This is a genomic window from Paraburkholderia sp. MPAMCS5 (assembly GCF_036016995.1).
Lineage (GTDB): Bacteria > Pseudomonadota > Gammaproteobacteria > Burkholderiales > Burkholderiaceae > Paraburkholderia.
This window is the reverse complement of the sequence record NZ_JAYXBK010000003.1, coordinates 585,184-598,477: the sequence shown is the minus strand read 5'-3', so window position 1 is coordinate 598,477 and position 13,294 is coordinate 585,184. Positions and strand designations below refer to the sequence as shown.

Sequence of the window (13,294 nt, the reverse complement as noted above, 5' to 3'; positions counted from 1 at the left end):
GCGCCTGATGATAATCCGCGTTACGCGCCTTGATCGAGGCTCGCGAAATCCGCGCCGCGCTCCACCAGTTCGACCAGCAGCGGCGATGCCTGCCAGACGAGCGGATCTTCCTTCGCGAACTCGCGAATGTCGGCCAGAATGCGCGGCAGGCCCACCATGTCCGCGTATTTCATCGGACCGCCGCGATAGCGCGGAAAGCCATAGCCATACAGAAACGTCACGTCGACGTCGAGCGGCCGCAGCGCGATCCGTTCGTGCACGACGTTTGCGCCTTCGTTGATCATGGCGGCCATGTAGCGGCGGATGATTTCATCGTCGGTGAAGCTGCGTGGCGTGATGCCGGCGCGCGCGCGCTCGGCGTCGATGATCGCCTGCACTTCCGGGTCGGGTTGACCGTTGCGCGATCCTTCGGGGTACAGATAAAACCCGCGGCCGGTCTTCTGGCCGAACCAGCCGCGCTCGCACAGGCGGTCCGCGATCTGCACGTAGCGTGCGGCCGGATTGCGCGAGGCGGCGCGCCGCTTGCGTGCCGCCCAGCCGATGTCGCCGCCCGCGAGATCCACCACCTGGAACGGTCCCATCGGAAAGCCGAAGGCGCGCACGGCGGCGTCGATCTGATAGGGCGACGCGCCGTCTTCCATCATCGCGTCCGCGGCGCTGCGATACACGGCGAGAATGCGGTTGCCGATGAAGCCGTCGCACACGCCCGCGCGCACCGGTGTCTTGCGCAGCTTCTTCGCGAGTTCGAACGCGGTGGCGACCACGTCGGCGCTCACCGCTTTCGGCACGACCACTTCGAGCAGCTTCATGATGTTGGCCGGCGAGAAGAAGTGCAGGCCGATCACATCGGCGGGACGCGAAATGCTGGACGCAATCGCGCCGATGTCGAGATACGACGTGTTGGTGGCGAGCACGGCGCCCGCTTTGCACACGCGATCGAGTTCGGCAAACACGGCCTTTTTGACGGCCAGATCCTCGAACACGGCCTCGATCACGAGATCGGCGTTCGCGAGTGCTTCGTATGTCGTGCTGCCGCTGCAGCGCGCCATGAGTTGCGCCTTCCGGTCGGCGCTCATGCGGCCTTTGCCGACGAGGCCGTCATAAACTTTCTCGATGTGCGCGCGGCCTCTTGCAAGCGATGCTTCGTCGCGCTCGATCATCGTCACGGGAAGGCCTGCATCGAGCACGGCGACGGCGATGCCCGCGCCCATCGTGCCGCCGCCGACCACGCCGATCGAATCGAGCGCGCGCGGTTTGGCCTCGCGCGTTTCGGGCGCTTTCAGCACCTCGCGCTCGGCAAAAAACGCGTGAATCAGGCCCGCGCGTTGCGGACTGTCGAGGCATTGCAGAAACAGCTGGCGCTCGACACGCAAGCCATCTTCGAAAGGCTGCGTGATCGCGGCCTCGACGGCCTCGACAATTTTCAGCGGCGAGAAGAGTCCACGCGACTTCTTCGCGGTCTCGGCGCGCGCCGCGTCGAGCGCGGCGAGACTCGCGGCGCGATCGTTCAATGCGGTCGCGTCGCGCGTGCGGCGCACGGGTGCATGATTCGCGAGCAATTCGTGCACATAGGCCAGGCCTTCCGCGAGGATGTCGCCGCTCGCGCCGAGCCGGTCGATGAGCCTGAATGCGAGCGCTTCCTTCGCGCTCGCATGGCGGCCGCTCAGGATCAGGTCGAGCGCCGCCTGTGCGCCGATCAGGCGCGGCGCGCGCTGCGTGCCGCCCGCGCCGGGCAGCAGGCCGAGCTGCACTTCGGGCAGGCCGAGTTTCGCGCCCTCGACGGCGAGCCGGTAATGCGCCGCGAGCGCCACTTCGAGACCGCCGCCGAGCGCCGCGCCGTGAATCGCCGCGACGACCGGCTTGGTGCACGCCTCGATGCGGTTGCAGACGTCCGGCAGCGAGGGCGGCACCGGCGGCTTGCCGAACTCGCGAATATCCGCGCCGGCAATGAAATTGCGGCCCGCGCCGACAATCAGCACGGCTTCGACGGACGGTTCGGCATCGGCGGCTTCGATCGCGGCGAGCAGGCCGCGCCGCACATCCGCGGAAAGCGCGTTGACGGGCGCGTGGTCGATCGTCACGAGCAGCACCTTGCCGCGCAATTCGCGCGTCACGGCGTCGGCTGAAGGGGTGAGGGTCATGTGAAGTCGTCTCCTGGCAGATTGTCTGGGCGCGTGCGGCGTGCCGGCTCTCGCAAATGCTCCCGATTGTGGAGCGGTCAAGGTTCATTGACAATCACATGAACCGTTGACAGACTGTCAAAATAATTTGGACAAAGGCGCGGGCCGTGGACGTCAATTCGCTGACTTTGCTGGTGGAGATTCTTGATGGGGGCAATCTGAGCGAAGCCGCGCGGCGCCTGAAAATGAGCCGCGCGAATGTGAGCTACCACCTGAACCAACTGGAGCGCTCGATCGGCTTGCAACTCGTCCGGCGCACCACGCGCCGCGTGGAGCCCACGGAGATCGGTCTTCAACTCTACGAACACGGCCGCGCGATCCAGAACGCGCTGCTGGCCGCACGCGAGTCGGTGACGACGCTCGGCCAGAGCTTGCAAGGCCGCGTGCGTCTGAGCGTGCCGAGCGGTTACGGCCAGCTTGTCATGTCGGAATGGCTGATCGCGTTCAAGCGTCTTTATCCGGGCATCGTGCTCGACGTGCTGTTCGAAAATCGCGTCGAAGACCTGATGCGCGATGAAGTGGACATCGCCGTGCGCATCATGTCGGAGCCGCCGCAAAATCTCGTCGCGCGCGACATGGGGCCGGTCAGGTATGTGGCGTGCGCTTCGCGTGCCTTCGCCGAAAGTCACGGCATGCCGGTACGGCTCGACGATTTGCGCACCGCGCCGTTGATCACGGCGGCGGTCGTGGGCCGGCAATTGCGTGTGGCCGCCTATCTGCGCGACGAGCGGCACGAGGTGCTGCTCGAACCGACTATCATCTCCGAGAACTTTCTGTTTTTGCGGCAAGCGGTGCTGGCGGGCCTGGGCGTGGGCATCGTTCCCGACTATGTCGTGCACGACGATCTGAAACGCGGCGAGGTTCTGACTGCGCTCGACGAATGGCGGCTCAGCATCTTCGGCACGAACATGTACATGCTGTATATGCCGAACCGGCATCACACGCGCGCGGCGGCGACGTTCATCGACTTCATTCTTGAGCAGGCGCGCGCAAGTGGACGCGGCGGTGAAATAAATACGGAGCGCTAAGCGCCGTTCGGCAAGGCATTCGTCTTGCGGGCAATGCGGCGACGGCCGTCATCGCGGCGTGGATCAGCGTGGTGATTCGCCTGCGTGGCGGCCGCGCGCGCAAGCGCACACGCGTGGCGCACACGTGTGGGAATAACGCGGTTCATCGCGGGCAGTGGCGAGCGTCACGTCGCGTGCTACGATGCTTCGCTCATTGCGCAGCACGCCGGAGATCAATATGCGTAGAGAGATTGCCGCCCGTTTCGATGAAGAATTCGCGCCTCGCATTGCCGAGGCCATTGCCGCGTGCTTCGCTACCACGGTGCATACGGACGTGCTGCCGTATGGCGGCCCCGGACATCCCACGCGTCTGCACATTCACGCGGCGCCGCTCGAACACATCGCGCACTTCGCGCATCCATTGAATCTGTACCTGACGTGGGACAGCGACGAGATCGAGCGGCTCATGAAAGACGAGGGGCAGGCGCGCTTCGCGCGCTATCTGGCTGCGCTGCCTCGCAAGCTCGCGGCGTGGCGTCACGCGCGCGAACTCGATTTTCTTTCGCATACGCAGGCCGAGCCGGTTGCATTGATCGGCGGGCTCGACTTCGAGTCGTGAGCCCGCGCGCCGCTTAATCCAGCTTGAATTGCGTCACCGCGCTCGCGAGACTGACGGCTTGCGATTGCAGCGCGGCCGCCGCTGCCGTCGATTGCTCGACGAGCGCGGCATTCTGCTGGACCATTTCATCGAGCTGGTTGACCGCGCGGTTCACTTCCTGAATGCCGCGCGTCTGTTCATTCGCGGCCTGGGTAATTTCGGAGATGATCGTCGTCACGTTGGCGACGTTGGTCACGATCTCCGTCATCGTTTCGCCGGCCTGACGCACCTGGCCCGAGCCCGACGTCACGCTCGCGACAGTGGATTCGATCAGCGCCTTGATCTCCTTCGCGGCCTGCGCGCTACGTTGCGCGAGGCTGCGCACTTCGCCGGCCACGACCGCGAAACCGCGGCCCTGTTCGCCGGCGCGCGCCGCTTCCACCGCCGCGTTTAACGCGAGAATGTTGGTCTGGAAAGCAATCCCGTCGATCACGCCGATGATGTCCGAAATCTTGACCGACGCGTGTTCGATCTCGCCCATCGTGGTGATCACTTCTGAGATCACTTCGCCGCCGCGCGAAGCGACCTGCGACGCGGACACGGCGGTCGTGTCGGCCTGCTTCGCGGCGCTCGCCGATTGCGTGACGGTCGAGGTGATTTCCTCCATCGACGCAGCGGTTTGCTCCAGGCTCGCCGCCGCCGATTCCGTGCGGCCCGACAGATCCACGTTGCCCGCCGCGATTTCATTGGCGGCCACTCGCACCGATTCGCTGGCATCGCGAATCTGGCGCATCACATGGCTCAGCTTGTCGATGAAGGTGTTGAACGAGCGCGCGATCTGCGCGACTTCGTCGTTGCCCACGGCGGGCAGGCGTCGCGTCAGATCGCCTTCGCCCGAACCGATATCGTCCATCGCGTCGCGCACTTTCGACAGACGCTGGAACGACACCGCAGTGACCGCCGCGACAATCGCCGCGGCAATGCCGGCAATCACCAGCATCGCGATCACGGAGGCGGTCAGCAGCGAGCGCATGCCGGCGGTCGCTTCGGCTTTGTCCAGCGCGACGACCACGTACCAGTCGGTGCCGGGAATCGATTGCGCGCGCAACAGCTTGGCGCTGCCGTCCACATCCATTTGCAACGGACGGTCGGCGCTGAACAGCGCGGCGAGTTTGTCGCCCGCGAGGCCAGGCACGAGGTCCGACGCCGGCTTCAACGTGAGCTTCGCATCCGGGTGCGCGACGATCTGGCCGCTCGAGTTGATCAGCATGCCGAAGCTCGCGGGCGTCGGATGAATCGACCTGACGTTGGCGATCACGCTGTCCATCGCGAGGTCGCCGGACACCACGCCTTTAACCGCGCCGTCGCGCACCACGGGCGCGGCGAATGCGACCACCAGCTTGCCCGTGCCGACATCGACGTAAGGCGGCGTCGCCACCGGTTTGCCTGCCGCCACCGCCTGTTTGTACCAGGGGCGGCCGGTCGGATCGTAGTCGGCGGGAATGCCTGTCGAATCGGAAAACTTCGCGGTCTTGTCCGCGTAGCCGACATAGACATTCGTGAACTTGCCGGCGGCCGCGACCTGTTTGAGCGCCGGCGCGGGATCGGCTTGCAGCACGGCGTCCTGCAGCGAATTGATCATCTGGCTGTTGGCCGCGACCCAGTCGCCGATACCGGCGGCATGGCCGCTTTCGACGGCGATGAGGCTGCTGTCGATGGCATCGGCGTTATACGAATTCGCGACGACATAATTGAGTGCCGCGTTGGTCGCAAGCGCAACGACAACGATAGCGACGCACAATGCAACGATCCGCGCTCGAATGGAGGAGAACATGGAGGAGTCTTTTTAAGTGGGCAATGAGGCCATGGTCGATGAGGCGGGCGCCTCTTCCGCGGTATACGGCTCAGAATGATGAAGACTTGAGCATTGCCGTCGCCGATGTTGATATGTAGCGCTCGTTGAAACGATCGGCCGCGCAATACGTATGACGATTGCTCCGGCATGCAGCCCGAACAACTTGCAGACCATAAAAAACGGCCGCTGTATTGCAGCGGCCGTTTTTTCAGCGTGCTTCGTGTTGTTGACTGTGGCCGGCGATCAGGCGCCCAATGCCGGATCGCTCATGCTGCTGTTGCCGGTCTCCACGTGGCCCGCAAAACGCCGCGCGAACAGCGGGTCGGTATCGACGGTAATGGCGAGGTCGTACCAGCCGTGCGCATTGCGAAGATCGAGATAGAGTTCGTCCGTATCACCGCCGCGCACCACGCGTTTGATCGCGTGCTTCGGATCGTACGCATTGACGATCGTGAATTTGCAATGCGCGCTGCCCACGTTTTCAAGGCGCAATTGCAGATTGCCATTCGCGACGTCATAGCTGTCGAGCACCTCGGGACGCGCAATATCAGACCCGTTCCACCCGATGCGGGCAATCGGGCGGCCAGCGAAGCGGCGCAGGAATCCATTCGGACCGTGCACGGTGAAATCGTAGCTGCCGTCGGCGTTCAGCGGAAACTGGTCCTGCAAGCGCTTGCCGGGTTCCACGGTGTACGTGCGCGGCGCGTCGAGGCCGTTGGCGCTATAGACGAGAAACACCGCGCCCGCGCTGCCCGTGTTGACAAAGCGCATCGTCAGCGTCTTATCCGCGCCGTCGCCCTGCACGCGCACGAACAGTTCGTACGGCAGCGCACGCGCCGGACGCACGCCCGCTTCCTGACGCGGCATCGTCTGGATGGCCGGCGGCACCGGCACATAATTCGGATGACGGTTCTGGTCGGGCGGTACATAACCGCTCGTGCCCGGCAAGGTCGGGACGGCGTCGTTCGGATTGCTGAAGTTGAATGCCGATGTCAGATCGCCGCAAACGGCCCGGCGCCACGGCGAAATATTCGGCTCGCCGAGATTGTGCTGCTCGCCGAAGCGCTGTTCGATAAAGCGGATCACCGACGTATGGTCGAACACTTCCGAGCACACGTAGCCGCCTTTCGACCACGGCGAGACGACGAGCATCGGCACGCGCGGACCGAGCCCGTAGGGCGCGCTGGCGTGCTTCGCATCGCCGGGATAGATTTCGTTGACGGTGTCGACAGTCGAAAGTCCGTTCGCGCTCGACGCGGGCGCGCACGGCGGCACCATGTGATCGAAGAAGCCGTCGTTCTCGTCGTAATTAATAAGGAGTACGGTCTTGCTCCACACTTCCGGGTTCGACGTGAGTATCTGCAAGACCTGATCGATGTACCACGCGCCGTAGTTCGCGGGCCAGTTCGGATGCTCGGAATAGGCTTCCGGCGCGACGATCCACGAGACTTGCGGGAGCGCGTTGTTCTGCACGTCGCGCTTGAGAATGTCGAAGTAGCCGTCGCCTTTTGCCGCGTTCGTGCCGGTGCGCGCGTTGTCATACAGCGGGTTGCCCGGCTGTGCGTTGCGGTACTGGTTGAAGTAAAGCAGCGAGTTGTCGCCGTAATTGCCGATGTACGCGTTCTGCGTCCAGCCCCACGAACCGTTGGCGTCGAGTCCGGTGCCGATGTCCTGATAGATCTTCCACGTAATGCCCGCGTTTTGCAGCACTTCGGGGTAGGTGGACCAGCCGTAGCCGAGTTCCGAATTGTCGATCACGGGACCGCCGCCGGTGCCGTCGTTACCCGCGTCGCCGGTCCACATGTAGTAGCGGTTCGGGTCGGTTGCTCCCATCATCGAGCAGTGATACGCGTCGCAGATGGTGAATGCGTCGGCGAGCTGATAGTGGAACGGAATGTCCTCGCGTGTGAGGTAGGCCATCGTGGTCGCGGTTTTGGCGGGCACCCACTGATCGTAGCGGCCGCCGTTCCATGCGGCGTGCGTGGAGTTCCAGTCGTGCGCGAGGTCTTGCAGGAATTGCAGGCCGAGGTTCGGCGCGCTCGGGTGGAACGGCAATACATAACCGGCATCGGCGGCGATCGGCTGATACCACACGGGCTTGCCGTTCGGCAAATTGATCGCGCGCGTGTCGCCGAAGCCGCGCACGCCTCTGAGCGTGCCGAAGTAGTGGTCGAACGAGCGGTTTTCCTGCATCAGCACGACGATGTGCTCGACATCGCGAATCGTGCCGGTCTGGTTGTTGGCGGGAATGGCGAGGGCGTTGCGAATGCCTTGCGGCAGCATGCTCAACGCGGTGACGGAACCGGCCGCATGGGCGGCGGAGCGCAGAAAATCACGGCGATTTTTTGATGTCATGGTATGGGCTTTCGATCTTCATTAGAGGAACGATGCACACGATGCGCCGGCCTGAGCCGCGCGTCGCGTGACGCGCGGAACTCAATCAACAGTATGCATGACGGGTGTGGCGAGCGGTGCCAACGCGGCCGCGGGGACAGCCGGGTCGGCGCTTGATGCGGGTAGTGCTGGGCTTTGAATCGTGACGGCGGCAGGCGAGGGGACAGCGGTTACGGAAGACGGGTTCGCGGATAACACCGCGGCGGCGTTGCTGTTTTGAGCTGACCCAGCGGCTGGGCTGACATTGCCCGCGTGCGGCGCGTCGGCGTCGTCGTTGCCGCATGCGCTGATCAATGCGCACAGCGGCAGCGCCACCAGCATCAGTGCCAAACGTTTGCGACGCAAGGCAAGAAAAGGCTTCGACATACAAGACATGACGATGTCTCCGGCACGAGGAAAATACGCGCGGGCATCGACATGCCCAGGTCAGCGATACGCAAGAATAGTCGCTGACCTGTGTAAGTTTTGTGAAGTATTGGAAATTTGAGGATTTGACGAGAATTGGGGAAATGCGCTCCGGCTAGGAGTGCCGCGCGACGAATGCCGCAATCGCTTCGTTCAGATTTTCAGGCGCATCGCGATGCGGCGAGTGTCCGCAAGCGTCCAGTTTGACGAGTTGCGTGTGCGGCACGTGCAGTGCAATCGTATCGATTTGCGCCATCGTGCCGTAGTTGTCGTCATGGCCTTGCACGGCGAGCAGCGGCTTTTTTATCGACGCGAGCTGCGCCGCAATCGACCAGTCGCGGAACGCGGGATCGAGCCAGATATCGTTCCAGCCATAGAAGGCGGAATCCACGTCCGCGTGATAGCGGCTGAGCTTGCTGCGCAGGTCGGTGCTTTCATAAAGCTGCTTCGTTTGCGCAATGCTTTGCACCGAGATGTCTTCGACAAATACATGCGGCGCGATGGCCACCGCGCCCGCCAACGCCTCGGGATGCAGCGCCGCGTACAGTAGTGCAATCGAGCCGCCGTCGCTATGGCCGATCACCCACATGCGCTCGCGCGCGCGTGTGTCGATGCAAAGCGCGTCGAGCAACGCGGGCAGAACGTCGCGCGCCTGCTTCGTCATGAAGTCCACCGGCCATTTCTCGTGATGCGGGCGCGGTGTCGAGCGTCCGTAGCCGGGACGCGAGTAGACGAGCCCACGCATGCCGAGCCGCTCGCACAACGACTGCGGCCAGTCGCGCCACATCGCGATCGAGCTGAGTCCTTCATGCAGAAACACGGCGATGGGCGCATTGCTTTTCACACCGCTTGCCGCCTCGTCCGCCGCCTCGTTCACCCAACGATATTCGATGCGCAACGGTCCGTGCGACGCCGTAGCAGGCACATCGGCAAACTCGCTGGGCGGGATTTCAATGGCGGGGTTCTGCATGTCTCACCTTATGACTGCTCGCGCAGCTTGAAGCGTTGGATTTTGCCGGTGGCGGTCTTCGGCAGGTCGTCGACGAAAACGATGTCTCGCGGATATTTGTGTGGCGCAAGCCGGTCCTTCACGAACGCCTTCAATTCGTCCGCCAGTATCTCAGAGGGCGCGAATTCATGCTTCAACACGACGAATGCCCGCGTCTTCACGAGGCCGCCGTGATCGACGCCGACCACCGCGGCTTCGAGTACCGCGTCGTGTTGCACCAGCGCCATTTCCACTTCGACGGGCGACACATATTGACCGCTGACTTTCAGCATGTCGTCGCTACGGCCCGCATACACATAGCAGCCGTTCGGCAGGCGCGAGTACTTGTCGCCGCTGCGAATCCATTCGCCGAGAAACGTGGCGCGCGTTTTTTCGCGGTTGCTCCAGTACATCAGCGCGGCGCTCGGGCCTTTGATATAGAGGTCGCCCACTTCGCCGTCGCCGACGGCGTGACCGCTCTCGTCGCGCAATTCGACTTCGTAGCCGGGCACGGGACGCCCCGTCGTGCCATATTCGACTGCGCCCGCGCGATTCGACAGGAAGATGTGCAGCATTTCCGTTGAGCCGATCCCGTCTAGAATTTCGCAGCCGAAGTGCCGCGTAAAGCGCTCGCCGATTTCACGCGGCAATGCTTCTCCCGCCGATGCGCACACGCGCATCGCCACGGTTTCGCGCGCGGGCAGATTCGGCGACACCAGCATGCTCGCGTACAACGTCGGCACGCCGTAGAACACAGTGGGACGGTGACGCGTGAGGCGCGCGAACACGGCGTCGGACGTGGGACGCTCGGCCATCAGCACAGCGCTCGCGCCGACCGAGAGCGGAAAGGTCAGCGCATTGCCGAGACCGTATGCAAAGAACAGCTTGGCCGCGGAAAACACTACATCGCTTTCGACAATGCCGAGCACCGGCTTCGCGTACAACTCCGCGGTCCAGTACAGGTTCGCATGCGTGTGCACGGTGCCTTTCGGCTTGCCGGTCGAGCCCGAGGAATACAGCCAGAACGCGATGTCGTCGCAACCCGTTGCAGCGGGTTTGGAAAGCGGCGTGGCGGCATCGACGAGTGCCTCGAACACGGGCGACGTTCGCGGCTCATCCACGGGCACTTGTGACGCGCGAGTCGATACGATGAGCTGGCAACCGTCGTGCTCGGCGGTTTCCATGGCTTGCCGAACGTTGGGCACCAACGCGCCCGATGCAACCACGGCGCGCGCATGACTGTGCGTGAGCATGTACACATAGTCCGCGGGCGTGAGCAGCGTGTTCGCGACCACCGGCACCACGCCCGCGTACAGCGCGCCGAGGAACGCGATCGGCAACTCGACGGTGTCGAGCATGACGAGCAATACGCGTTCTTCCGGATGCACGCCCAAACTGCGCAACGCGCTGGCGAAGCGTCGCGCGCGCTCTTCGAGTTCGCCGTAGCTCGTGTGCCCGCTGTCGTCGATATAGGCGGTTTTGGCAGCGCGTGTCGCGTTCAGTTCAAAAAGGCGAGCCGCGAAATTGAAGCGTGCGGGCGGCGGCTCGACCTTCGCGGCGGGCTGACTTGCAGCCGGTTCGAACAGGGCTTCCATGTGTCTCCTCCATCTTGTGGGGGCGGTCCGGCTTTTATGTGCTCATGATCCGCTGAATGCTTGCGTGCGCTGCTCCGCCGGATCGCTACGAGATGGGCAAATGCGTGGCTTGCGTGAGCGCGTCGATTGCTGCTGCCGATGCCTGGATCGCCGAGCGCCGGTGATAAAAGCCCAGCGCCCGCAGACCGCCGAGTTCTTCGCCGCCGCCTGCGCGACCCGGGCCGCCGTGCAGCGACATCGGCATCACATTGCCGTGACCGGTTTGACTCTGCTGCACGGCAGGCGAGATCGCATGCACACGGCCGTGCGAATCGGCGAGTTCCAGTGCGAGCTTGCCGAGGTGGGCGTCGTCGTTGGAATAGATCGACGCGACGAGCGATCCCTGGCCGCGTCGCGCGAGGGCAACCGCGTGCGCTTCGGGCAGCTCATCGGCGTGAGTGCCGACACGATAGGGCGCCACGCTCGCCACAGGGCCGAACACTTCGACCTCGTGCAACAGCGTTGCGTTGTCCGGGTCGTTCACGACAAACAAGTGCGGCGCGAGGCAAGCGGCAATCGTTGCGTCCGCATCGACAAGCGGCGTGGCCGAGCCGTCGTATGCGAGCACCGCTTCCTCGCGCAGGGCGGCGATGCCCGCCAGCACGTTCTCGTATTGCGCGCGGCTCACGAGCGAGCCCATGCGGACCGCGTCGTTGCGCGGATTGCCGACGCTGATGTTCGCGAGCTTCGCTTTCAGCGCCTCGATCACGGCTTCGAGTGCCACTTCGGGCACGAACGCGCGCCGGATCGCCGTGCACTTTTGCCCGGATTTAACGGTGATTTCGCGCACGACTTCCTTGATGAACAAGTCGAACGCGGGCGTGCCGGGCAACGCGTCCGCGCAGAGAATCGCGCTGTTCAAACTGTCCGCCTCGACGTTCAGCCGCGCACCGCGCGCGACGAATGCCGGGTGCGCGCGCAGCGTCGCCGCAGTTTCCGCGGAGCCAGTGAAGGACACGACATCGAAAGCCTGGATCTGATCGAGCAGGCCCGCCGAGCTGCCGCATATCACGGAGAGCGCGCCGCGCGGCAGGATGCCCGCGTCGATCACGTCGGCCACCATGCGTTGCGTGAGCCACGCCGTCGCGGTAGCCGGCTTGACGATGACGGGCACGCCCGACAGCAACGCGGGCGCCGCTTTTTCCCACAAGCCCCACGAAGGGAAGTTGAACGCGTTGATAAAGAGCGCGGCGCCGCGCGTGGGCGTCAGCACGTGCTGCACGCTGAACGATTGATCCTTGCTCAACGCGCTCGTCTTGCCGTCGCGCAGCGCCTGCACGTCGCCGAGCGACGCACCGAGTTTCGCGTAATACGACAGCGTGAATATGCCACCGTCGATATCGACCGCCGAATCGTTGCGCGTGGTGCCAGAGTTCGCGAGAGCGATGGCGTAGTAGTCGTCGCGCTTCGCTTGCAGCACCTTGACGACGTCGGCGAGACACGCGGCGCGTTGCGCGTAGGTCAGCGCGCGCAGCGCGGCGCCGGCTTCGTCGCGAGCAAAGCGGAAAACGTGCGCGAGATCGAGGCCTTCGCTCGACACGCGCACGAGCGCTTCGCCTGTGATGGTATCGGTCAGCGTGACGCCTTCGCCGGCGCCTGCGATCCATTCGCCCGCCACATGGTTTTTCAGGAGTTCGGTCATCGCGGGTCTCGTGCAGCGGTGAATTCGATCGCGCCTTGCGGCAGGAGATACAGCACCAGCGCCTCGCCGTTCGCCACGGTCGGACGATGCGCGGAGCCCGGTTCATAGACGCACCAGCCGGCGGGGTGGCCGTCGAACGTCGCGCCTTCGGTCAGCGGCATGATCAGATCGATCTCGCCATGCGGATGGACATGATGCGGGCCGGCCATGTCCTTCATGTCGACCACGTCGACGGAAAAGCCGTGCGTGTCGGGCAGCGCCTTGAAGATCCGGCCATAGCGGATGCCTCCGCCTTCGCGATTGCAGAGCCAGCCTTCGGCGACTCCGGCGCGGCAGGCGTCGGCGAGTTCGCGAAAGGTTTCGCCGCTGGCGGGAAAGGTATCGTTCAGCCAGACAGCGAGCCCGGCGTTCAATGGCCGGTCTGCGAGTTGCACGGTGACGCCGGCAATCAGGCGTTGGAAATCGGATGGGGACATGCGAGCCTCCGGACTGTGCGCACGCACCTTAATGCAGGTGACGCGCGACGCGGTCTCCGTGATGCCGCCAAAAAATCGCGGCAGTCTTGGTATATGGATCAAGGTTCGGCGAAAA

Annotated in this window: 10 protein-coding genes; 2 read left to right on the top strand and 8 right to left on the bottom strand. The window is 64.0% G+C overall.

Features of this window, described 5'->3' with window-relative positions; all coding sequences use genetic code 11:
- Positions 1–20 precede the first annotated feature (20 nt).
- Complete coding sequence (locus VOM14_RS10170; RefSeq protein ID WP_327628565.1) at positions 21–2,141, bottom strand: 3-hydroxyacyl-CoA dehydrogenase NAD-binding domain-containing protein; 2,121 nt, start codon at positions 2,139–2,141, stop codon at positions 21–23.
- Positions 2,142–2,287: 146 nt separating this feature from the next.
- Here VOM14_RS10170 and VOM14_RS10165 point away from each other — a divergent pair, with 146 nt between their 5' ends.
- Positions 2,288–3,208, top strand: a complete 921-nt coding sequence (locus tag VOM14_RS10165; RefSeq protein ID WP_327628564.1) for a LysR family transcriptional regulator — start codon at positions 2,288–2,290, stop codon at positions 3,206–3,208.
- A 217-nt stretch (positions 3,209–3,425) separates the two neighbouring features.
- A complete protein-coding gene (locus tag VOM14_RS10160) occupies positions 3,426–3,806 on the top strand; it encodes a DUF5594 family protein (RefSeq protein ID WP_327628563.1) in 381 nt (126 codons plus the stop codon).
- Positions 3,807–3,819: 13 nt separating this feature from the next.
- Here VOM14_RS10160 and VOM14_RS10155 read toward each other — a convergent pair whose 3' ends face one another.
- The 7 genes from VOM14_RS10155 to VOM14_RS10125 form a co-directional block, all read right to left on the bottom strand.
- Positions 3,820–5,619 carry a methyl-accepting chemotaxis protein gene (locus VOM14_RS10155; RefSeq protein ID WP_327628562.1) on the bottom strand — a complete coding sequence of 600 codons (1,800 nt, stop codon included), beginning with the start codon at positions 5,617–5,619 and terminating at the stop codon, positions 3,820–3,822.
- Positions 5,620–5,883: 264 nt separating this feature from the next.
- Positions 5,884–7,995 carry a phosphocholine-specific phospholipase C gene (locus VOM14_RS10150; protein ID WP_327628561.1) on the bottom strand — a complete coding sequence of 704 codons (2,112 nt, stop codon included), beginning with the start codon at positions 7,993–7,995 and terminating at the stop codon, positions 5,884–5,886.
- Positions 7,996–8,076: 81 nt separating this feature from the next.
- A complete protein-coding gene (locus VOM14_RS10145) occupies positions 8,077–8,409 on the bottom strand; it encodes a hypothetical protein (protein ID WP_327628560.1) in 333 nt (110 codons plus the stop codon).
- A 145-nt stretch (positions 8,410–8,554) separates the two neighbouring features.
- Positions 8,555–9,409, bottom strand: a complete 855-nt coding sequence (locus tag VOM14_RS10140) for an alpha/beta fold hydrolase (RefSeq protein ID WP_327628559.1) — start codon at positions 9,407–9,409, stop codon at positions 8,555–8,557.
- An 8-nt stretch (positions 9,410–9,417) separates the two neighbouring features.
- Positions 9,418–11,022, bottom strand: coding sequence for a benzoate-CoA ligase family protein (locus tag VOM14_RS10135; RefSeq protein ID WP_327628558.1), 1,605 nt, complete (start codon positions 11,020–11,022; stop codon positions 9,418–9,420).
- An 85-nt stretch (positions 11,023–11,107) separates the two neighbouring features.
- Positions 11,108–12,703 (bottom strand): 3,4-dehydroadipyl-CoA semialdehyde dehydrogenase, encoded by a 1,596-nt coding sequence (locus VOM14_RS10130; protein ID WP_327628557.1) that lies wholly within the window; start codon positions 12,701–12,703, stop codon positions 11,108–11,110.
- Positions 12,700–13,179 carry a DUF4863 family protein gene (locus VOM14_RS10125; RefSeq protein WP_327628556.1) on the bottom strand — a complete coding sequence of 160 codons (480 nt, stop codon included), beginning with the start codon at positions 13,177–13,179 and terminating at the stop codon, positions 12,700–12,702. Before VOM14_RS10125 ends, VOM14_RS10130 begins: the two co-directional genes overlap by 4 nt.
- Between the last annotated feature and the right edge of the window lie 115 nt (positions 13,180–13,294).